The following is a 21,652-nucleotide window of genomic DNA, read 5'->3' on the forward strand; positions in this document are numbered from 1 at the left end:
CTCAGTTCTTGGTGGAGCTGACGACGGCGACGCCGCGCAGGTTGGCCCATCCGCCACCGGCCTGCATGAGCCCGACCTTCGCATCGGGGATCTGGTACGCCCCGGCCCGGCCGCGCACCTGCTGGGCGATCTCGGCCAGGCGGATGAGCGCGGTGGCGCCGATGGGGTTGGCGCCCATGCAGCCGCCCGACGGGTTCACCGGGATGTCGCCGTCGATCTGCGTGGCGCCGGACTCGATGAGCTGGGCGGCTCCCCCCGGGGGGCACAGGCCCAGGCCCTCGTAGTAGCTCAGCTCGAAGCAGGTGTACGGCTCCTGCACCTCGACCACGTCCACCTGCCGGCGGGGGTTGCTGATCCCCGCCTCCCGGTAGACCTTCTCCGCCGCGATGCGCAGCGGCTCGGACTGGATCATCGACCGGTCGGCCGCGTTCTCGCCCTCGCTGTAGTAGGCCATGCCGCGGATCCACGCCGGGTCCGCCGACCTCTTGGCGGCGTCCTCACCGGCGAGGATCACCGCGCACGCGCCGTCGGAGATCGGCGGGACGTCCAGGAGCTTGATCGGCCAGCAGAGCGGCCGCGAGGCCAGCACGTCCTCGACGGTGACCTCCTTGCGCACGTGCGCGTAGGGGTTGAGCAGCGCGTTCCTGTGGTTCTTGACGGAGACCAGGGCCGCGGCCTCCTCGGTGTGCCCGAGCAGGTCCATCCGCGCCTTCCAGTAGGCCGCGGAGAAGCCCATGATCCCGACGGCGAACTCACGCCCCCAGAACGGGTCGTACAGCGTCGAGATGGAGTACTGGAGCGCGCCTTCCGACAGCTTGTCGTAGGCGACGACGAGCACCCGCTCGGCGAACCCGCCCTTGATCTGGTTCACGGCCGCCAGCGCTCCGGCGAGCCCGGTGCCGCCGCCGCTGGTCACCCGCACCACCGGCTTGAGACGGGCGCCGAGGGCGTCCACGAGCCACTTCTCCGGCTGGTTGACCGCGGCGAACAGGACGGGACCGGTGGCGACGATGACGCTGTCGATGTCGTCCATGGTCAGTTCGGCGTCCTGGAGGGCGCGGACCGCGGCCTCGCGGGCCAGCCCGACCTGGCTGACGTCCGTCCGTCGGCGGGCGTGATGCGTCTGGCCCGCGCCCACGACTGCGACGTTGCTCACGATGCTCAGACCTCCAGGGTGAAGACGCAGTGGTTCTGCATGCCGATGCCGCCCGCGCCGTGCACGACGGCGCGTGAGGTGGTGGCGTTGGCCGCGGTGAGCCGGCGGGTGGCCTCGGCCAGGCGCACCAGGCCCGTGGCCATGACCGGGTCGGCGGGGATGGCGCCGCCGGACGGGTTGACGGCGACGGGGGAATCGTCGCCGTACAGCGACGCCCCGTGGCCGCGCGGCGCCAGGCCGAGCGCCTCCAGCACCATGAGCTCCTCGGCCACCGAGGTGGCCGACACCTCGGCCAGCGCCAGGGACGCCGGGTCGGTGACGCCGGCCCGCCGGTAGGCGGTGCCCGCCGCCGCGGCGGCGGCCTCCAGTTCGCCGGGGCGGCGGTCGGTGAGCATCTGGGAGTCCATGGCCGAGCCCATGCCGGTCACCCAGACCGGGGCCGGGGTGATGCGCTCGGCGATGTGCTCGGCGGCCAGCAGCACCGCGACCGCGCCGTCGACGTTGCGGGACACGTGATGTTCGCGGAGCGGGTCGGCCACCAGGCCGCCGCTCGCGACCGTCGCGGCGTCCGGGGCGTCGGCCACCTCCACGTACGGGTTGGCGGCGGCGTTGCGCCAGGCGGCCGCGGCCGGAGCGTCCAGGACCTCGGGGTCCAGTCCGTGCGCCCGCAGGTACTCCCGGGCGGCCAGGCCGGACGCGACCCGGTGGTTGAGGCCCACCGGGCGCTGGTAGAAGGGGTCGGCCAGCGTGGAGTAGTAGGCCGACACGTCGGACTCGGAGGGCTTGGAGTAGGCGACCACCAGTCCGATGGAGGCGGGCCCTGCCAGGATCTTGGTCACTCCGTAGACGGCGCCCCAGAGGCCGTCCTCCTCGACCCGGGACTCCTCCTTGTGGTGGCCGCCCATGGCGCCGAGGAAGCCGCAGTTGGAGATGCTGCGGCCGTCGAGCACGTCGCTGCCGCAGTCGATGACGAAATCGATGTCGCGCATCGTGACCCCGGTGCCCTTGAGCACGTCGGTGACGGCCGAGCCGATGAGGTCCACGTGCTGAAGCCGGTCCCACGACGGCCTGAGCCGGGTCTGAGCCACGCTCACGATGGCAACCCGCGAGATACGCCTCTGCATGGGTTTCACAATAAACCAATCGGTTGTTTGATACAAGAGAATCCCCTGGGAGAGGTGGGTCTCGACTGGTCAGTCGTCCCAGGTGTAGAAGCCGCGACCGGACTTCTGGCCCAGCTCGCCCCGGGCGACCATCTCCCGCATGAGCGCCGGCGGCTCGAAACGCTCGCCCAGCGTGGACGCCAGGTATTCGGCGATGCCCAGCCGCACGTCGAGCCCGACCAGGTCGGTCAGGCGCAGCGGGCCGATCGGGAACCTGTAGCCCAGCACCATCGCCTGGTCGATGTCCTCCGGACTCGCCACGCCTTCCGCCAGCATGCGGATGGCCTCCAGGCCGATGGCCACTCCGAGCCGGCTGCTCGCGAAGCCGGGCGAGTCGGCGACGACGATGCCGGTCTTGCCCATGGCCTCGACCCAGCCGCGCGCCGCGGCCACCGCGTCCTGATCCGTCGCGGAGCCGCGTACGACCTCGACCAGGGAACTCGCCGGGACGGGGTTGAAGAAGTGCATCCCGAGGAACCTGGCGGGCGCGCGCAGCCCGGCGGCGAGTTCGTCGATGGAGATCGAACTCGTGTTGCTGGCGAGCAGCCCGCCCTCGCGTACCTGCGGCTCCAGCGAGGACAGCACGTCCAGCTTCAGCGCCGGGTCCTCGGGCACGGCCTCGACCACGAGGTCGAACGGGCCCTGCGCCGCCGTGGCCCCGGACAGCCTGCCCATGATCTCGTCCACGGTGCCGTCCGTGGCGCCCTTGTCGACCGAACGGCCGGTCATTCGGCGGACCGCCTCGACGCCCCGCGCGACGTACGCGTCGGTGCTGTCGACGAGGGTCACGTGGGCGCCGGCGAGCAGCAGCCCATGCGCGATGCCCGTGCCCATCCGTCCGGCTCCGACGACCGCTGTGCGCTGCTCGCTCACGTGCTCCGCTCCTTCTTCTCCAGGAAGGCCGTCATCCGCTGGTGCTTGCTCTCGGTCTCGAAGAGGATCGCCTGCAGGGCGTTGTCGACCATGGGGTGCGCCGCCCGCGGGCTGTGCACCGCGGCCTTGGTCAGCCGCAGCGCCAGCGGATCGGCGCGGCCGAGCTGGCGGACGAGCGCCTCGACGGCGTCCACCAGGCCCTCCTCGGCGACCAGCCGGGTGATCAGCCGGCAGTCGAGGGCCTCCTGCGCCGACAGCATCCGGCCCGCCAGCAGCATCTCCTTGGCCATCGGCTCCCCGACCAGTTCGGCGAGCCGCCAGCAGGCGCCCGCCGCGGCGATGATGCCGAGCGACACCTCGGGGTTGCCGAAGCGCGCCCGGGGGGTGCCGATCCTGAGGTCGCAGGCGTAGGCGAGCTCCGCGCCGCCGCCGATCGCGGGCCCGTCGACCACGGCGACCGTCGGCATGGGCAGCCGGGCGATGCGGTCGAACAGCCCGCTGTTGATGCCTTGCAGCGCGTCGTCCCTGCGCCGCTCTCTGAGCTCGGCGATGTCGGCGCCGGCGGCGAAGATTCCGTCCCTGCCGCCCAGCACGAGCACCCGCGGGGCGCGTTCGAGATCGGCGCAGACCTGGTGGAGCGCCTCGACGACCTCCAGATTCACGGCGTTGCGCACGTGCGGCCGGTTGAGCGTCACGCGCAGGTGGTCGCCGCGGTCCTCGGCGAGTACGGGCGAGGTCATCGCACCCCCACCGCGTTGGCGGGCGAGCCGAGGCCGCCCGGCATCCGGTGCGGGACCCCGATGAAGGTGAAGTCCCACGAGCCCTCGGCCGCGCAGTCGGCCGCGAGTTCGTCGAAGTCGAACAGCTCGCCCATGACGATGCCGAGCAGCGGCAGCAGGCGGCGGTGCAGGCTGCCCACCGTGGGGTCGCCCGGGGCCGCCTCCACCGACGGGTTGTCGGCCGTCACCGCCGCCACGTGCCGGTCCCAGAGCAGCCGGGCCATCGCCTCCGAGCCGGCCAGGCCCGAGTGCACCGTGGGGGTGCGCTCGGAGGCGAGTTCCACCCGCTGGTCCGGGGAGAGCGCCCGGTACGCCGCCGTCCAGCCGAGCCGTACGCAGAGCACGTCGCCGGGGAGCGGCTCCACGCGCTGGGCCTTGAGGATCTCCTCGACCTCGGGGGCGTCGATCGCCTCGCCCGACATGGGATCGTACGGACGACCGGTGCGGGCCCGGTGCCGGGGCACGTCGACGAGCACCCCCCGGGTCACGATGCCGTCGGCCCAGTGCTCGATCCCCAGGCGGTCGCCGTGCTCGGCCGGCTCGGAGGTCACCCCGGTCCAGTAGCCGTACTCGCGGCAGCGGTAGTGACCGAAGCCGTCCCACTGCGAGGAGCTCTGCGGGTGGAAGGAGTCCAGCCGGTCGTCCCAGCTGTTGCGGTCCTGCTGCACCAGCCCCTGGGTGACCTCGCGGCGGCCGAAAAGCGGCGGCCCCGGCTCGTTGAGCGGGAGCGACAGCGAGATCCGGTGGCCCCGCCGCGCCACCGCCAGGCCGCGCAGCACGGCCGCGCGGTCGATGAGGTTGAGCGAACCGAGGTTGTCGAGGCGGCCCCACACGTCCCACGCGTGCGGGAGCGGGAGGCCGTCGAGCTCGGGCAGGTCGTCGTAGGCGGGCAGGCTCATCGCGGCAGTCCCCGGACGAGCTGCCGCAGCACGGTGATGTGCCGCAGGTAGAAGTGCAGGCCCATCTCCCAGGTGAACCCCATGCCGCCGTGCACCTGGACGGCCCGCTCGGCCACGTCGAGCGAGGCGTCCAGCGCCCACGCCGCGGCGCGGTGCCGGTGCCCGGACTCGATCGCGGCCCAGAGCACCGCCGTCTCGGCCGTCTCGGCCAGCACCTTCATCGAGCTGAGGGTGTGCTTGACCGCCTGGAAGCTGCCGATGGGCCGGTCGAACTGGTGGCGCTCCTTGGCGTACGCCACGGACATCGCCAGCAGCCGCTCGGCGCAGCCGGTCGCCTCCGCCGCCCACACCACGGCCAGCTCTCCCCCGGCCTGGGCGGTCAGCTCGCTGACCACGCCGACCGTGGTGGCGCGCAGGGAGGGCGCGAACGGCTCCGGCTTGCCCACCGGCGTCGGGACGATCTCGTCCCGCTCCACCGAGCGCAGCAGGTGCGGCGCCACGGTGCCGAACGGGACGTGGCCCGGCTGGGACCAGGAGGGGTCGGCTACCGCGAAGGTGACGGGTCCTTCGCAGTCGCGCGCCGCCACCGACCAGCGCTTGGCCATCAGCGAGGTGAGGAACGGCGCGGGCACGATGGTCTCGCCCCAGGCCCGGGCGACGAGCACGAGGTCCAGGAGCGTGGCGTCGCCGCCGCCGTCCGCCTCGGGGGCTCCGACGAGGTCCCAGCCGCCCGCTTCGAGAACCTCCCAGGCGAGCGGCTCCGCCTCGGCGTACTCCGCGACGGGGGTGCCGCCGACGGCCCGCGCGCACAGGTCGCGGATCGCCTCGGCCGCCGTCACGCCGATTTCGGTCGGTACCAGTGTGGCGCTCATCGCGGCAGCCCCAGGATCCGGTCGCCGATGATGTTGCGCTGCACCTCGCTGGAGCCCGCGTAGATGGTCGTCGCGCGGCTGTCGAGGTAGGCGAGATTCCAGTGATCACGGTGCACGGGGCACATCGAGTCCAGACCCATCCGTGTCATCTCTTGCCAGAGTTCGGACCAGAAGACCTTGAGCACGCCCGTGGCGGAGGTGAAGGCGCGCTCGTCGCCCTCCCGGGTGATCGCCTTGCGGACCTGCCACCGCACCAGTTCGAGACGGGTCTCGAACTCCTCCGCCTCCGGGATCCGGTCCGCCAGCTTGGCGCAGCAGCCGAGCAGGAGGTCGATGTCGGTGCGCATCTCCACGTAGCGGCTGACCGCCTCGACGCCGCCGCGCTCGCTGTTGAGCACGGTCATGGCGACGCTCCAGCCCTCGCCCTCGGCCCCGAGCCGGTCCTCCTCCGCCACGAACGCGTCGTCGACGAAGACCTCGGCGAACTCCGACCCGCCCGAGATCTGCCGGATCGGGCGGATCTCGATGCCCGGCTGGCGCATGTCCATGAGCAGCATCGTGAGGTTGCGGTACCGGGGCGCCGTCTCGTCGGTCCGGGCCAGGAACAGGCACTTGTCCGCGTGGAAGGCGAAGCTGGTCCAGATCTTCTGCCCGGTGACTCGGTAACCGCCCTCGACCCGGCGGGCCAGGGCCTTGACCGCCGCGAGGTCCGACCCGGCCGAGGGCTCGGAGAAGCCCTGGCACCAGAACTCCGTACCGCTGAGGATCTTCTGCAGGTACCGCGAGCGCTGCCAGTCCGTGCCGCGGGCGATGAGGGTGGGCGCGGTCAGGATCCGGCCGATCCGGCCGTAGCCGTCGGGCGCGTGCGCCCGCGCGGCGAGTTCGCCGAACAGCACCTCCTCGGCGAGCCCCAGACCGCGGCCCCCGTACTCGACGGGGAGCGACAGCCCGGCCCAGCCACCGGCGTACAACCGGCGGTCCCAGTCCATCCGGATCTGGACCACCTCCTCCTCGACGAGGGAGCTGCGCCGCTCCACCCACCGCCTCGGGACGTTGTCGGCCAGCCAGGCGCTTGCCTCGGACGCAAACGCCAGCTGTTCAGGTTCCATGCGGCCGCCTCCCAACCACTTGCCAAACGTTTGTTTGATAGCAGATCGTACGGATCCGCTGGTGGTCCCGTCAAACGGGCTCATCGATCTGTCGGCTTGTCCCCCGCCTGAGCTGGCGGTCGCTGGGTCACCCCGCCCGCCTTCTCAATCACCAGAAGGGCTGCGGAGGTCTCCGCGTCGTACGCCGACGCCAGATCCAACTCGAACGATCGGTTGCTCAACTTTCGGGTCCACGCCGCCGCGGCGGCGGGGAGCGCAGCCAGCTGCCGGGTCAGTTCGCCGAGTCGCCGCTCCAGCTCCTCGGACGGCCACACCCGGCTCACCAGGCCCAGCTCCGCCGCCTCGGCCGCCGACAACCGGCGGCCGGTGAGCAGGATGTCCTTGGCTCGCAGGAGGCCGGCGTGCCGGACCAGCAGGTGCGTGATGCCCATGTCGGGCACCAGCCCGGCGGCGAGGAAGGCCGGGGTGAACAGCGCGGTCTCGTCCGCCACGACCAGGTCGCAGGCGAGCGCGATGCTGATGCCGGCGCCGGCGCAGTGCCCTCGCACCACGCACACCACCGGCTTGGGCAGGTCGGTCAGGGCGGTCATGATCTTCTTACCCCGGGCCAGGAGCACCTCGGGGTCGACCCGCCCCGCCTCCTTGAGGTCGGCGCCCGCGCAGAACGCGGTGGGATGGCCGCGCAGGACCACGACGCGGACGGCGGGATCGTCGGCGAGCGCGGCGAGGAGCTCCGTGCGCATCCGCTGGTCGAGGGCGTTGCGCGCCTCCGGCCGGTCGAGGGTGATCGTCAGTACTCCGTCGGCCAGGTGCGTCCGCACCCGTTGCCGTTCGCTCACCGCAGGGCCCTCCTGACCGCGCTCCGCGAGACCTTGAGACTGGGGGTAGTGGGTAACGCGTCCATGAACTCGATCCGGGTCGGCTTCTTGTAGCTCGCGAGGTACGTGCGACAGTGCGCGACCAGTTCCTGCTCCGTCACGGGGAGTCCCGGCCGGGGTACCACGGCGGCGGCGACCGTCTGGCCCCAGCGCGGGTGCGGGACGCCGACGACGCACGCCAGGGCGACGGCCGGGTGGCGCAGCAGCACCTGCTCCACCTCGAACGGGTACACGTTCATGCCGCCGGAGACGATGAGGTCGACGCGGCGCTCCACGATGGTCACGTAGCCGTCCTCGTCCATGGTCCCGAGGTCGCCCGACCGGAACCAGCCGTCGGCAAGAGCCCTCGCGGTCGCCTCCGGATCGCGCCAGTACCCCGCCATGAGGGCCGGTGACCGGAACACCAGCTCGCCGACGGAGGCCCCGTCGTGCGGCACCGACCGTCCGTCCTCGGCCACCAGGCGGATGTCGACGCCGGGGACGGGGCGTCCGACGGTGGACAGCCTGCGTGACCCGGGAGCCACGTCCTCGGGTGCCGTGACGGTCATCAGGCCCCCGGAGTTCTCCGTCATGCCCCAGCCCTCGACGAGCCGCGGGCCGATGACGTCGGCGAGCCGCCGCAGCTTCTCCTCCGGCGCCTTGGACGCCGAGTGCAGGACCGTCGTGAGCGTTCGCCACCGCTCCGGGGCCGCCGCGAAGGCGTCGGCGACCTCGGCCAGCAGCGGCGAGGGGACGTAGGTGAACGTCGCCCGGTGGGTCTCGACCGCGTCGAGCAGGGAGGCGACCGTCCAGGGCCCGAGCAGGCAGACCGTGCCCCGTACGTAGAAGTGCGACACCACATGCGCCGGGACGACGGCGACGAAGGAGAGCGAACCGGTCATGGCCGCCACGCTCCCGAGCGGCAGGCGGTACGCCAGGGCGTTCATCCGCGCCAGTTCGGCGACCGACCCCTGCGTCAGCACGGCGCCCTTGGGCGCTCCGGTGGTGCCGCTGGTGTAGCCGATGATGTAGGGATCGTCCGGGGCCGGGGCAGGCCACTCCCCCAGGTCACCGTCCGCGGCCCGCCGGTGGAGCGCCGCCAGCGCGTCGGCGTCGGCGTCCAGGCGCATCTGGGGCAGGCCGAGGCTCCGGCCCAGCGCGGCGGCGCGGTCCGTGGTCGCGCCGCCCGACAGCAGGATGGAGCTGCCGGAGTCGGCGACCAGATGCCGGGCCTCGTGCTCGGTGAAGCGGGCGTTGACCGGCACCACGACGAACCCCGCGAGCGCGCACGCCGCGTACACCTGCACGTGCGGGACGGTGTCCGCGAGCCAGAGCGCGACCCGGTCGCCGGGTTCCCGCCCACGGTCCCGCAGCGCGCGTCCGAGCGCGCGGGCGGATGCCACCAGATCGGCGTAGCTCAGTACCTCGCCACCAGGACCGCGGACGGCCACGGTGGACGGCGCGGTCACGGCCGCTCGGTCGAGGATGCCGGCGACGGTGGGGGCCGCCGCCGCACCTGCCACGACCATGGGCTCCTCCTTGCCCTCAATCTTCAAACAATCGATTGGTTCAAGCTCTTATCTTCAAACAATCGGTTGGTTTACCCTACGAGACCGAGGCCCCGGCACGCCACCCGGGGGAAGCCGAACAGGAGTACCCATGACCCAGCAGAGCAGCCTGAGGTTCGACGGCGAGACGGTGATCATCACCGGAGCGGGGCGCGGCATCGGCCGCGAGCACGCGTTGCTCTTCGCCGCGCGCGGCGCCAACGTCGTCGTCAACGACGTCGGGGTGACGTCGTCCGGGGAGGGCGAGGACCTGAGCGTGGCCAGTCTGGTGGTGGACGAGATCCTCGCCGCCGGCGGCTCCGCGGTCACGGACCGGCACAGCGTGGCGGAGACCGAAGGCGCCGAGGCGCTCGTACAGACGGCGCTCGACGCCTTCGGGCGGGTCGACGTCCTGGTGAACAACGCCGGCATCATCACCTTCGGGCTCTTCGCCGACCTCGACGACCGGGCCTGGGACCAGATGATGGCCGTCACACTCGGCGGCACCTACCGCACCTGCCGCGCGGTCTGGCCCCACTTCGTGGCGGCCGGCGGCGGCCGCATCGTCAACACCACCTCCAACGCCGGCCTGTCGGGGTGCGAGCAGCTGAGTCACTACGGCGCGGCGAAGTCCGCGGTGGCCGGCCTCACCAAGACCCTGGCGATCGAGGGCAGGCCGCACGGCATCCGGGCCAACGCCATCGCGCCGATGGCGGTCACCCGGATGAACAGCGACCACTTCTTCGGCGGCGCGGTCCCCGCCAACCGGGAGTGGCAGGCCGACATCGTCTCCGGCGCGGTCCCCATCGGACCCGCCTCGCTCGTCCCGCCCACGGCGGTCTGGCTCGCCCACCGTGCCACCGAGGCGAACGGCGGCATCTACAGCACCTCCTCCGGCAAGGTGGCGCGGGTGGGCATCGTCATCGGCGAGGGCTACTTCAACCCCGACCACACACCCGAGGACCTCGTGGCCGCCGCCCATGAGGTGGAGGAGCTGCGCGACTACCTCGACCCGACGACGAACGCCGACGAGATCGCGTCGATCGCCACCCTGTTCAAGGAAGCCCAGGGCTGAGCGGGCGGGGGCGCGGTCGCCGACCGCGCCCCCGGCTAATGGGCGGCCCTCGCCTTGCCGCGCACGAGTTCGAGCCCCGCCTGCCGCATCGCCGCCAGGCTCCTGCGGTCGCGGATCGCCCGGGAGGCGACCGAGACCGCGATGACGAGCAGCAGCACCACGCCGGTGACGATCCCCGTGGTGTCCGGCGTCTGCCCGGCGAAGTTCATGCCGGCCGACAGCACACAGAGCAGCAGCGAGCCGAGGAAGGCGTGCAGGGCGGTGCCCCTGCCCCCGGTGAGGCCGACCCCGCCGATGAGCGTCGCCGCGATGCCGACGATGAGCATGTTGGCGTAGCTGCTCGGGTCGGCCGTGCCGCCCTTCATCGTGGCGAGCGCTCCCGCCAGCCCCGCGCAGCCCCCCGAGAACATGAAGGCCAGCGGCAACGTACGGCGGAGCGGGATGCCCATGGCCAGCGCCTCCTTGCGTCCGCCGCCGACGGCGTACAGTTCGCGGCCGAACCGGGTGAACGCGAGGAAGAGCCCGACCAGGACGTAGACCACGATGGTCGCGATCGTCGAGATCGTGAACACGCCGTAGGTGTCGAACAGGGGGTCGGTCAGCGTCAGGTCCTCGACGGGAACCGGCTGGTTGTTCGCCAGGACGTACGTCACCCCGCGCAGCACGATGAGCGACCCGATGGTGAACGCGACCGAGGAGATGGGCAGCCGGGCGATGCCGTAGCCCTGCAGCGCGCCGATCGCGCCGCCGGCCAGCGTGCCGGCCAGGACGGCCGGCGCCAGCCCGAGGGGCGAGGTCAGGACGGCGACCACCCCCGCCAGCGCCGCCATGGATCCCACGGAGAGATCGAACTCGCCGGCGATCAGCGGGACCGTGAGCGCGAGCGCGATGAGGCCGAGGAGAGGCAGGAACTCCAGGGAGCCGACGAGACTCGCCTCCCCGCGGAAGGCAGGGGCGATGGCGGCCATCACGCCCCACCACCCGACGATCAGCGCGACGCGGTAGACGTAGTCCTTGTACTTTACGAGGAACTTCATGGTCATCCTCTCGTCCTCCGGAGGCGCGCCGTCTCCACCGCGACCACCACACCGATCACCAGAGCGCCCTCGATGACGCCCCGGGTGCCGGGGGTGAAGCTGTTCAGGGTCATCAGCCTGCTGATCCCGCCGATGACGACGGCGCCGATCGCCGAACGGAGCGCCGAGCCCATGCCACCGGCGATCGACGTGCCGCCGATGAGGATGGCCGAGGCCGCGCCGAACGTGATCTCGCTGAAGTCGCCGGGACCCGAGATGCCGAACTGCGCGGCGCCGAGGATGCCGGCGAGCCCCATCCCGGCGGACGCGAGGGCGAACACGCCGACGGTGACGCGGTTCGTCGGGATGCCCGACACCTTGGCGGCGGCGGCGTTCGCGCCCGTGAGCATGGCCCGCCGGCCCATCGTCGTCCCGGTCATGCCGCCGGTGACCAGCACGGTCACCACGATGAGCACGACGACCTGGAGCGGGATCCCCAGCACGGTCGCGGCGCCCCAGCCGACCGGGTGGTCTCCGGCGGTCACGTCGGCGCCGCCCGAGTTCACCTTCTGGATGACGCCGACCACGATCACTCCGAAGGCCAGCGTCGTGATGACCGAGTTGAGCCCCAGCGCCACGATCACGCCTTGCAGCACGCCCAGCAGGGTGAGCCCGGCGAGGATCACGACCACCGCGACGAAGGCCGGCACCCCCTGGCTCAGCAGGGCCAGGAACGACATCGAGGCCAGCACCATCGACTGCTGCGTACCCAGTGAGATGAAATTTCCGGACATGGCCATCGGGGTCATGGTGACGGCGACGATGCCCATCAGCGCGGCGTTCTGCACCACCGCCCTGATGTTGGCGGGGGTCAGGAAGGCCGGCGTGACGACCACGCAGGCGATCACGGCGAGGATCAGGACGGCCAGGATGACCCGGGTCGCGTTCCGGCGCAGCAGGCCGGGACCCGCTCGCACCTCCGTCCGGGGCTTGCCGCCGGTACGTTTCGTCTCCACCGATGTCATGCGCTGACCTCCGTGTGCATCACCTCGACGGTGAGGTCGTGCTCGGTCCACTCCGACGCCGGGCGGATCGACTGCAGCCGCCCGTGGTAGAAGGAGGCGACCGTGTCGCAGAGCCCCAGGACCTCCGCCGAGTCGGACGAGGCGACGACGATGGCCAGCCCGTCGGCGCAGAGCGCGCGGAGCCGCTGGTACACCTCGGCCCTTGCGCCCACGTCCACGCCCCGGGTCGGCTCCTCCACCAGGAGCACCCTGGGCTCGGTCCCGAGCCACTTGCCCAGGACGACCTTCTGCTGGTTACCGCCGCTGAGCATGCCCACCTGCGTGCCGAGACGCCGCTTGTCGATCGCGAAGCTGCTCGCGATGGCCGAGGTCCGCTGCCGTTCCCGGCGGCGGGACACGACCGTCAGCCGAGCCACCCGGGAGATCCAGGGTGAGGACAGGTTCTCCGAGACCGTACGCTCCTCGAACATCCCGTCGACCTTGCGGTCGTCGGAGCAGAAGGCGACCCCACGGGCGATCCCCGCCCGCCGGGAGCGGACGTCCAACGCCACCCCGTCTACGGTCACCGAACCCGTCAGGACGGGAACCATGCCGGCGAGACCGCGGCAGACGGCGTTGGAGCCGCTGCCGATCTGGCCGGTGAGGCCGAGGATCTCGCCACGCCGGACGGTGAAGCCGACCGGCGCTTTGAGACCCGGGACGAGCAGGTCGGTCACCTGGAGCACCGGCTCGTCGGTCATCGTGTCGCGCTCGGGATAGACGCTCGACAGCTCACGGCCGAGCATCATCGTCACCACCCCGGCGACGTCCAGTTCGCCGATCGGCACCGGCGCCGAGCTGTGGCCGTTGCGGAAGACCGTGACACGGTCGGCCAGCCGGAAGACCTCCGGGAGCCGGTGCGTCACGTAGATGATGCTGCGCCCCTCGGCGGCGAGCTGGCGGATGATCTCGAGCACCCGCTCGATCTCGTGGTCGGAGAGCGCCGCCGTCGGCTCGTCGAAGATCACGACCTTCGCGTCGCGCGAGAGCGCGCGGGCGATCTCCAGCAGCTGGCACTCGGCCACGCTCAGCTTCTCCACCAGCGTGTCGGGGTCCAGGTGGTCCAGGCCGACCCTGGCCAGGAGCGGGAGGGCGTGGGCTCGCAGGTCCTTGCGCCGCCACACCGTACCCGTCCGGATCTGCCCCAGGTAGAGGTTCTCCGCGACGCTCAGCGCGCGGATCGAGCCGAACTCCTGGTGCACCACCACGATGCCGGCCTCCTGGGACCTGGCGCTCGGGTAGAGCACCGTGGGCCGGCCGTCGATCTCGATCTCGCCCTCGTCCGGATCGACCAGCCCGGCGAGCGTTTTCACGAACGTGCTCTTGCCGGCGCCGTTCTCGCCGAGCAGGGCCATCACCTCGCCGGGGTACAGGTCGAAGTCGACGTCGGCGAGCGCCCTGATCGCGCCGTAGGTCTTGGCGACGCCGCGGGCCCTGACCCGCAGAGGCCGCCGCTCATCGCTCGTCATGGGCCGTTCCTCGCTCGCGGCCGCGAACGCCGACGGTGGGCCGCCCGCGTCGGACGGCCCACCGGGTCGCGAGGACCGTGGATGTCTGGCTCACTTGCAGATGTCCTTGGCGCCGACGCCCCACATCTGGAGGGTGTCCATGTTGTCCTTCGTGACGGCCGCGAGCGGCGCGAAGGTGTTCTCGGACGGCGCCTCGTTGGGAAGTTCGGGGACCGCCGCGGCCTCCGGGTACTGGAGGGTGCCGGACTTGACGTCGCCGTTGGCGATGAGCTGCAGCAGGGTGCGCGCGCCGACCGTGCCCTCGAAGCCGCCGGCCTCGGTGATGGTGCTGTAGACGTCCCCGCTGGCGATGCCGGCCAGGCCCGGCGTGCAGTCGCCGCCCGCGATCACCCAGACGTCCTTGCCAGGAGTCCGCCCGGCCTCCTTGAGCGCCTGCGCGACACCCTCGGCCCCGCCCAGGTTGAGCGCCCAGACGATGTCGAACTTGCCGGCGTACTTGGCGAGCGAACCGCTGGCCAGCTTGTAGCCGGACTCGCGGTCGACCATGCCGTTCTCCTCGCCCACGATCGTGTACTTCACGCCCTTGGCGTCGAGGGTCTGCTTGAACGCGTCGAGACGGATCTTGCCGGGGGCCAGCTCCACGGGGGCGTTGTAGACGAGGATCGCGCCGTCGTTGGGCAGCGTGGTGCCCTCGGCCTTCAGCTTGGCCAGCAGGTCGACGTAGACCTGCGCCTCGATCTCGCCCGAGTGCGCGTGGCTGTTGCCGCCGAAGGGGTAGCCGGTCGGCGCGGGAGCCGTCACGGACCAGGCGACCGGTGCCAGGCGCGCCAGTTGCCGGGCCGAGTTCTTGGCGGCCTCGGGCGCCGGCGGATAGAAGAGCACGCCCGCCGGCTTGGCGCCGGTGGCCAGGTACTGCTGCACCTGACGGTCCTGCTCACTCTGGTCGTAGGCGTTCTCGAAGGCCTTGACGGTGTACCCGTAGCTCTTGAACAGCTCCGTGACCGCGTTACGGAAGTTGGTGTTGAAGGGCAGGCCGGCGCCGGGCATGAAGAGCGCGATCTCGCCGGAACCCTTGAGGTCGCCGGTGCCCTTCCAGCCGAGCCCGCCCGCCGAGCCGACCGGACTGCTGGAGGGGGAGCCGCTCGACTGCCCGCCGCAAGCCGCCACGCCGAGTGCGAGGGCCAGCGTGACCGCGGTCGCGGCGGTTCGGTTACGAAGCATCATCCAGAACTCCTGGGGTAGAGCCGACGCGCACCGGCACATGATCAACCTGCGACGGAGCGCTGTGCGAGCGAGCATCCTCGCTCGAAATGTTTCCTGTCAATCGGTTGGTAGATAACTCTTCGGCGGCGTCAAACCCCAGTCCCTGCGCGTCAAGCCACTAAATGCCGAGCAACACGCGATCCCCACTTTGTTACCAACCAATCAAACGGTTGACAGGAAAGAGGTGCCCGGTGATGCTGGCGGAACGATCCGGCCGACCAACAACCTGTCTCTTTGGGAGCGACCATGACGACAGCCGCCGCGTACGCCCGACTCGACCTCACCGGTCGCAGCATCATCGTGACCGGCGCGGGCAGCGGCCTGGGCCGCGCCACCGCACAGCTCATCGCGGCCCGCGGGGCCCTGGTGACGGTCGCCGACGTCAACGCGGAAGCAGGCGGCGCGACGGTCGCGGAGATCGAGGCCGCCGGGGGCACGGCCCAGTTCGTGGCCACCGACATCACCGACGAGAGCGCCGTCCGCGACCTGGTGGCCGCCGCCGTGTCGGCCTACGGCGGTCTGCACGGGGCGCACAACAACGCCGGGATCAACGGCCCCGCCGCGCTCGCCGGCGACCTCGGCTACGACCAGTGGCGCCAGGTGCTCGACATCAACCTCAACGGCGTGTTCCTCTGCCTCAAGTACGAGCTCGCGCACATGAAGGAGAACGGCGGCGGCTCCATCGTCAACACCGCCTCGACAGCGGCGGCGATCGCCTACCCGAACATCCCCGCCTACGTCGCGAGCAAGCACGGCGTGCTGGGCGTCACGCGCCAGGCCGCGCTGGACTACATCAGGTACGGCGTCCGCGTGAACGCCGTACTGCCCGGCTCCGTCTGGACCCCGCTGGCGGAAAGCGCGCTGAAGGACCCCGAGATCCGCGCCAAGGCCGAGTCGGCGCAGCCCATCGGCCGCCTCGGCGAACCGCACGAGATCGCGGAGATGGTCGCCTGGCTGCTCTCCGACGCCGCCTCGTTCGCGGTCGGCTCGCCCTTCTTCGTGGACGGCGGCGTCAACGCCGGCTGAGGTCGCTCAAATGACGGATCCCCGTGCTCGGGTGGCACGGGGATCCGTCATCGCGTCTCAGACGTCCGCCGGCGCCATGGCCTCCAGGCGGGGCGCCACCTCGGTGACCATCAGTTCGAGGGAGTGGTCCCACGCCTTGGCGTTGCCCAGGTAGTCGTGGGAGTAGACCATGGTGGTCCCCCACATACAGGTGTTCTCCCGGCGCTCCTGCATCTTCCGCGCCACGGTCTCCGGCGAGCCACAGAACCACACCTTCTCCACCAGGTCGTCCACGGTGACGTCCCCGGGCTCGACACCCGGGAGGATGGCGCCGAGGAGACCGAACATCTTGTAGACGGGCAGCAGGTACTCGGTCCACGCCTCGCCGACGCCGCCCTCGATCGCCAGCTTGCGCGCCTCGGCGTCGGTGTCGGCCACGATGACGTCGCACACCAGGTGCAGGTCGCTCTGCTGCACGGTCCGGCCGGCCGCCGCGGCGGCGTCGCGGTAGGTCTCCCAGTGGTTGCGGACGGCATTGTCGCCCGCGTACACCGACAGCGGCAGGAAGCCCTCCCGGCCCGCCAGCGCGATCGACGGGGAGTTCGGCGACAGGCCGGTGACGCCGATCTCGACGTCGCCGCCCCACGGGCGCAGGTCGCGCATGGGGTGGCTCGGGTCGTCGTGCGGGAACCCGGCGTTCCAGAAGGCGCCTTCGTGGTAGAACTCCTCGCCCTTCCAGATGCGGCGCATGATGTCGAGCGCCTCCATCTGCATGGCGTGGTTCTGCTTCAGGTCCTTGAACCCGCGCAGGTAGGCGTCGGCGGGGTAGGCGCCGGCGCCTATGCCCAGGATGTAGCGGCCCTGCGTGACGTGGCTCAGCCACGACACCTGGATCGCCAGGGAGGCCGGGTTGTGGTAGGGCAGCAGGTGCGCGCCGGGCGCGAGCTTGATCCGCTGCGTCTCGCGCGCCGTCGCGGCGATGATCAGCTCGGGGTTGGGGATGGACTCCCAGGACTGCGTGGCGTGCTCACCGATCCAGTACTCGGTGAAGCCGAGGCGATCACAGGTGACGGCCTGCTCGACCGCCCAGTCGAAGACCTCGCGAGGGGACCTCGTCGGCCGCATGAACGGCGTCTGGAACATGGCGAACTTCATTGCGTTGCCTTCCTGGGGGATGTTGAGCTCACCGGGCAGTCCAAGCTAAGGCAACCAACCGTTTGGTGTCCATACCTCGGCCGGAGTGCTTGTACGGCACTGAATCTTGGTCTATACAAACGGTCGATTGGTTGACACAGTGAATTCGTGAGGCACGACGACGGAAGGCGCGGCGAGCACCGTCCGATGACGGTGGCCACCCACGCAGGCAACATCACAGGGAAGGAAGCACGCCCATGTCCACGGACGCCACCGCGGTTCCCGCTGATCTTCCACCGGCCACCGGCACCACCTCTCCCCGCCGTGCCCGGCGCGCGGCGATCGCCGGTGGGGTGGGCACGCTCATCGAGGGGTACGACTTCTCCTCCTACGGTTACCTGGCCGTCTTCGTCGCGCCGCTGTTCTTCCCCAACGACGATCCGGTCGTCTCGCTGCTGCTCGCCCTGCTCGTGTTCGCCGGGGCCTACCTCGCACGTCCGCTGGGCGGCATCGTGTTCGGCCTGCTGGGCGACCGGATCGACCGGGGACGCGTGCTGGTCGCGACGATCATCTGCATGGGTGTCGCGACGGCGCTGATCGGGCTCCTCCCGACCTACGAGAACATCGGCGTCACCGCCAGCGTGCTGCTCATCGTCCTGCGGCTGGCTCAGGGCTTCTCGGTGGGCGCCGAGGTCGCGGGGGCGGCCACCTTCGTCTCCGAGGCGGCGCCGAACCGGTTCAAGAGCAGGTACGGCGCGTTCAACCCGGCCGGCGCGACCGGCGGCTTCGCGCTCGCAGCGGCGGTCACGGGCACCACCAACGCGATCGTCGGCGCGGACGCGATGGCCGAGTGGGGCTGGCGGGTGCCGTTCCTGTTATCGCTGCCGCTGACCGTGGTCGCGTTCCTCATCCGCCGTCAGATCACCCGCGAGGCGCACCCGGTGGGGAGCGCGGGCCGGACCACCTCGCTGCTCACCGTCATCGCGCAGGGTTGGCTCCCGATCCTCAAGGGCGCGGCCCTTGCCGCCGCCGTCAACGGCACCGCGTACTTCGGCCTGACCTACGTCAGCATCCACCTCATCCAACGCCTCGACTACCCGAAGACGGCGGTGTTCTGGGTGACGACGGGGGTCGTCGCGATCGCCGCGCTGCTCATGCTGCCGGTCGGACGTCTCGGCGACCGGATCGACCTGCCGCGACTCGGCATGATCGGCATGGTCGGGTACCTGGCGTTGACGTGGGTCGGGATGTGGGCCATGGGCCAGGGCAGCCTGACGCTCGCCGCGGCGGCCTTCTTGCTGATCATGGTGAACACGTCGTTCCTGCAGGTCACCGGCTACTCGCTGTCGCCGGAGCTGTTCCCACGGGCGATCCGCTTCACCGGCATGTCGCTGGGCTGGAACATCGGGGTCATCCTCGCGGGCGGCACCGCGCCCGCGCTCTGCGTCTGGCTGATCGAGGTCACCGGCAGCAACCTCGCCCCGGCCTACTTCGTCATGGGAGTGTCCGTGATCGGTCTGCTCGCGCTCGTCGCCATCGAGCGCGGCCCGCGTCCGGGGCGCGCCGAAGCCGAGGAACCCTCCCGTACGTGACGCCGCCGACACATGGAACCGACATTGGACCTCATCACCTCAGATCGCCCCCTCGACGGGAGTGGATCGCACCTGCCACAAGGCGGTCTGGCCCGCATGCTGGTCCCCACCGCCACGGGTCCGATGACCGCACGGGCCACGGGAGCGTTCGGGCAGCACCCCCGCGTCTTCGGTGGGTTGCTGCTCGCGCACCTGACGATGACCGCCGCCGCGTCCGCCCATCAACCGAGCCGGCCGCACTCCCTGCACGCCCACTTCCTGGTCCGGGGCACCGTCACGGAGGAGATCTCCTACGAGTCCGTCGCGCTCCGTCGGAGCAGGCGGTTCTCGACCTTCCGTACCGACGCCGTCCAGGCCGGTACGCTGCTGGCCACCGCGGCGGTCTCGTTCCACTCCGACGAGGTGACGACCCGGCACGCGCCGCGGATGCCCACGGTCGACCTGCCGCCGGAGCGTTGCCGGCCGGCCTCCGGAGGGCCGATCCCGCCGCCGGACGCACTGATCCGCGCGCCGTACGACCTCCGGCACGCCGAGGGACTGTTCCCCGCCACCCGGGACGGCCGCCCGGTGGTGGGCTACTGGCTGCGTACCCGCGAGAAACTGGGCCCGGACCCGGCGCTGAACGCGGCGGCGCTGGCCTGGGCCTCGGACTTCACGCTCACCCGGATCGCCGACCTCGAGCACGAGTCCGAGCCGGGGACCCGGCGGGCGGCGTCACTGGACCACGCGATGTGGTTCCACCGACCGTTCCGCGCCGACGAGTGGCTCCTCTACGAACTGACGAGCCCCGTCTACCAGGGCGCCCTGGCCCTGTCGACCGGACGCTTCTTCGACCTGGACGGAAACCTCGTGGCGACCGTCACCCAGGAGAGCCTGCTCCGGCGGTAGCCCCCGTCAGGCATCGCCAAGCACCGCACGACGCCGTTCCAGGAACGCCCGCACGCCTTCTTGCGAGTCACCATGACCGACCAGCTCCCCGGAGAGCCGTTGGGCGAACTGGTACGCCTCAAGCCAGCCCATGCGTTCGTGCGCCGTGAACGCACGCTTCCGGGCTCGGAGTGCCGGAAGGCTCTTGGCGGCGATCTCGGTCGCCAGTGACATGGCCGTAGGCAGTACCTCCGCAGCCGGAACCACGTAGTTGAGGAACCCCGCCGAGTGCATCGACCTGGCGGTCATCCGCCGACCCGTGTAGACCATCTCCCGCACCAGTCCCTCAGGAACCCCCAGATAGGTGAGCAGGCGAGAAGACCCGGCGATCAGCCCATAGTCGATCTCGGGGCAAGAGAAGGCGGCGCTGTCGGCCGCGACACGAAGATCGGCCACAGCGGCCAGCAGCACACCGATCCCGATGGCATCACCGGTGATCGCCGCCACGACCGGCCGTTCCAACTCGGACAGCCGCGGAATGACCGCGTTGATGAACGCGTAACGCTCCGCACGCCCCGCCTGGTCCATCCCGACGAAGTCACGCAGATCCGCACCTCCGCACCAGCACCGCGCGCCCTCCGGCGCCGTCAGAACGACCACCCGCGCGTCGTCCCTCTGCTCCAGATGCTCCACGAGCTCGTGCAGCGCCTGGTACGTCGCCAGATCAAACGCATTGACAGGGGGCCGATCGAACGACGCCGTCGCAATCCCCTCCGACACCTCCAGCCGAAACGGCCCGAAGTCACGCCCTCCGGTCACGATCCCGACCCTGCCGTCGAACTGGCCATAGATTTCTCCTGCCAAATGGTTGGTAGAAATCATGCTCATCCAGGACTCGACGCCGTGTCAATCGGCGACGGATCCGGACTCAGCGCACCTTCAGTACGGTCTTGCCGCGTAGCCCCGTGACCTCGACGTCGCCGGCGAGTGCGCGTGGTGTCTCTTCGAGGGGGAGCGTCGCGCCGATGACGGGCCGGATGGTGCCCGCGGTGGCGAGTCTGGTGAGTTCGGCGAGCCGGTCGGGCTTGCGGTCGAGTCGGTAGTTCGCGGTGCGGATGCGTTCGTTGGCGAGGAGTTGGTCGTCGAGGCCGAAGGCGGTTGAGAACAGCGCCCCGCCGTCGAGCACGGCGTCGGCCAAGCTGGTCGTGACGGACCGGTCGCCGACGACGTCGAGGATCGCGTCGACGCCCTCGGGTGCGAGCCTCCGCAGGGCCAGGTCGAGGGGCTCCGCACCGCGGAGGACGACCTCAATGGCGCCGAGCTCTCGCACCTGCTCCGCGGTCTGGGCGGAGGCCGTCGCAATGGTTCGGATCCCGCGGGCCGCGGCGGCCTGCACGGCGAAGGTGCCGACGCCTCCCGTCGCGCCGATGACGAGCAGCGTGCCGCCCTCGGGCACCCGCATGTGCTCGATCGCGCCGAGCGCGGTCATACCGGAGGTCGGGAGCGCGGCGGCCACCTCACTCGGCAGCTCGTCGGGGGTGGCCGCCAGCGCGCCGAACGCGGGCACCGCCTGAACCGTGCAGACCTCCGCGAAGGTGCCGAACTGCAGCGGCTGGCTCCAGAACTGGCCGAAGACGCGATCCCCGACGCGGAACTCTGTGACGCCGTCGCCGATCGCGGTCACGGTGCCGGCGCCGTCCATGCCGAGCGTGAGCGGGAACCGGTACTCCCCCAGCGCCGCCAGCGCCCCGGAGGCGATGGCCAGGTCCAGGGGGTTGGTCGCCGCTGCCTCGATGGCGACCTGCACCTGGCCGCCGCCGGGCTCGGGCACGGGCAGTTCCTTGAGCTGCGGGGTGTCGCCGAAGCGCTCGATGCCGATTGCTCGCATGCTCTCTACTCCATTCCGCGGCGG

Annotated in this window: 20 protein-coding genes; 4 read left to right on the forward strand and 16 right to left on the reverse strand. The window is 71.1% G+C overall.

The annotated features are described in order from the left end of the window. Position 1: 1 nt before the first annotated feature. The 9 genes from KIP79_RS11575 to KIP79_RS11615 form a co-directional block, all read right to left on the reverse strand. Entirely contained in the window at positions 2-1,156 is a 1,155-nt protein-coding gene (locus KIP79_RS11575) for a thiolase C-terminal domain-containing protein (protein ID WP_214104740.1), read from the reverse strand. Positions 1,157-1,161: 5 nt separating this feature from the next. Further along, positions 1,162-2,280, reverse strand: a complete 1,119-nt coding sequence (locus KIP79_RS11580) for a thiolase C-terminal domain-containing protein (protein ID WP_214104741.1) — start codon at positions 2,278-2,280, stop codon at positions 1,162-1,164. Positions 2,281-2,349: 69 nt separating this feature from the next. Beyond that, positions 2,350-3,192, reverse strand: coding sequence for a 3-hydroxyacyl-CoA dehydrogenase family protein (locus tag KIP79_RS11585; protein WP_308169676.1), 843 nt, complete (start codon positions 3,190-3,192; stop codon positions 2,350-2,352). Further along, positions 3,189-3,932, reverse strand: a complete 744-nt coding sequence (locus KIP79_RS11590; protein WP_214104742.1) for an enoyl-CoA hydratase/isomerase family protein — start codon at positions 3,930-3,932, stop codon at positions 3,189-3,191. The genes KIP79_RS11585 and KIP79_RS11590 overlap by 4 nt, the downstream gene beginning before the upstream one ends. Further along, positions 3,929-4,870: a cyclase family protein gene (locus KIP79_RS11595; RefSeq protein ID WP_214104743.1), complete on the reverse strand. Its 942-nt coding sequence runs from the start codon at positions 4,868-4,870 to the stop codon at positions 3,929-3,931. Before KIP79_RS11595 ends, KIP79_RS11590 begins: the two co-directional genes overlap by 4 nt. Continuing rightward, the gene (locus tag KIP79_RS11600; protein ID WP_214104744.1) at positions 4,867-5,742 is read right to left on the reverse strand and encodes an acyl-CoA dehydrogenase family protein; all 876 of its coding nucleotides are present in this window, start codon (positions 5,740-5,742) and stop codon (positions 4,867-4,869) included. Before KIP79_RS11600 ends, KIP79_RS11595 begins: the two co-directional genes overlap by 4 nt. Next, positions 5,739-6,851 carry an acyl-CoA dehydrogenase family protein gene (locus KIP79_RS11605; protein WP_214104745.1) on the reverse strand — a complete coding sequence of 371 codons (1,113 nt, stop codon included), beginning with the start codon at positions 6,849-6,851 and terminating at the stop codon, positions 5,739-5,741. The genes KIP79_RS11600 and KIP79_RS11605 overlap by 4 nt, the downstream gene beginning before the upstream one ends. Before the next feature lie 80 nt (positions 6,852-6,931). Beyond that, on the reverse strand, positions 6,932-7,690 hold the full coding sequence (locus KIP79_RS11610; RefSeq protein WP_214104746.1) for an enoyl-CoA hydratase/isomerase family protein: 759 nt from the start codon (positions 7,688-7,690) through the stop codon (positions 6,932-6,934). Then, positions 7,687-9,237, reverse strand: a complete 1,551-nt coding sequence (locus KIP79_RS11615; protein WP_214104747.1) for a class I adenylate-forming enzyme family protein — start codon at positions 9,235-9,237, stop codon at positions 7,687-7,689. Before KIP79_RS11615 ends, KIP79_RS11610 begins: the two co-directional genes overlap by 4 nt. Before the next feature lie 130 nt (positions 9,238-9,367). On the opposite strand from KIP79_RS11615, the gene KIP79_RS11620 reads away from it, so the two are divergent. Then, positions 9,368-10,330 carry an SDR family NAD(P)-dependent oxidoreductase gene (locus tag KIP79_RS11620; protein WP_214104748.1) on the forward strand — a complete coding sequence of 321 codons (963 nt, stop codon included), beginning with the start codon at positions 9,368-9,370 and terminating at the stop codon, positions 10,328-10,330. Positions 10,331-10,365: 35 nt separating this feature from the next. Here the strand turns inward: KIP79_RS11620 and KIP79_RS11625 are convergent, their stop codons facing one another. From KIP79_RS11625 to KIP79_RS11640, 4 genes are all read right to left on the reverse strand, one after another. Beyond that, positions 10,366-11,367: an ABC transporter permease gene (locus tag KIP79_RS11625; protein ID WP_214104749.1), complete on the reverse strand. Its 1,002-nt coding sequence runs from the start codon at positions 11,365-11,367 to the stop codon at positions 10,366-10,368. Between the two features lie 2 nt (positions 11,368-11,369). Further along, positions 11,370-12,371 (reverse strand): ABC transporter permease, encoded by a 1,002-nt coding sequence (locus tag KIP79_RS11630; protein ID WP_214104750.1) that lies wholly within the window; start codon positions 12,369-12,371, stop codon positions 11,370-11,372. Beyond that, positions 12,368-13,879: a sugar ABC transporter ATP-binding protein gene (locus KIP79_RS11635; protein WP_214104751.1), complete on the reverse strand. Its 1,512-nt coding sequence runs from the start codon at positions 13,877-13,879 to the stop codon at positions 12,368-12,370. The genes KIP79_RS11630 and KIP79_RS11635 overlap by 4 nt, the downstream gene beginning before the upstream one ends. Before the next feature lie 90 nt (positions 13,880-13,969). After that, positions 13,970-15,103: a sugar ABC transporter substrate-binding protein gene (locus KIP79_RS11640; RefSeq protein ID WP_214104752.1), complete on the reverse strand. Its 1,134-nt coding sequence runs from the start codon at positions 15,101-15,103 to the stop codon at positions 13,970-13,972. Between the two features lie 285 nt (positions 15,104-15,388). Between KIP79_RS11640 and KIP79_RS11645 the strand changes: the two genes are divergently transcribed. Then, the gene (locus KIP79_RS11645; RefSeq protein WP_214104753.1) at positions 15,389-16,168 is read left to right on the forward strand and encodes an SDR family NAD(P)-dependent oxidoreductase; all 780 of its coding nucleotides are present in this window, start codon (positions 15,389-15,391) and stop codon (positions 16,166-16,168) included. 57 nt (positions 16,169-16,225) lie between these two features. Here the strand turns inward: KIP79_RS11645 and KIP79_RS11650 are convergent, their stop codons facing one another. Then, positions 16,226-17,302: an LLM class flavin-dependent oxidoreductase gene (locus tag KIP79_RS11650; RefSeq protein ID WP_214104754.1), complete on the reverse strand. Its 1,077-nt coding sequence runs from the start codon at positions 17,300-17,302 to the stop codon at positions 16,226-16,228. A gap of 236 nt (positions 17,303-17,538) precedes the next feature. Between KIP79_RS11650 and KIP79_RS11655 the strand changes: the two genes are divergently transcribed. Both KIP79_RS11655 and KIP79_RS11660 read left to right on the forward strand, forming a co-directional pair. After that, complete coding sequence (locus KIP79_RS11655) at positions 17,539-18,873, forward strand: MFS transporter (RefSeq protein WP_214104755.1); 1,335 nt, start codon at positions 17,539-17,541, stop codon at positions 18,871-18,873. Between the two features lie 96 nt (positions 18,874-18,969). After that, entirely contained in the window at positions 18,970-19,761 is a 792-nt protein-coding gene (locus KIP79_RS11660; protein WP_214104756.1) for an acyl-CoA thioesterase, read from the forward strand. 6 nt (positions 19,762-19,767) lie between these two features. Here KIP79_RS11660 and KIP79_RS11665 read toward each other — a convergent pair whose 3' ends face one another. Beyond that, positions 19,768-20,628: an enoyl-CoA hydratase/isomerase family protein gene (locus KIP79_RS11665; RefSeq protein ID WP_214104757.1), complete on the reverse strand. Its 861-nt coding sequence runs from the start codon at positions 20,626-20,628 to the stop codon at positions 19,768-19,770. Positions 20,629-20,668: 40 nt separating this feature from the next. After that, positions 20,669-21,628: an NADP-dependent oxidoreductase gene (locus KIP79_RS11670; RefSeq protein WP_214104758.1), complete on the reverse strand. Its 960-nt coding sequence runs from the start codon at positions 21,626-21,628 to the stop codon at positions 20,669-20,671. Positions 21,629-21,652 lie beyond the last annotated feature (24 nt).

It is taken from the genome of Acrocarpospora catenulata (assembly GCF_018476525.1).
GTDB classification, from domain to species: domain Bacteria; phylum Actinomycetota; class Actinomycetes; order Streptosporangiales; family Streptosporangiaceae; genus Acrocarpospora; species Acrocarpospora catenulata.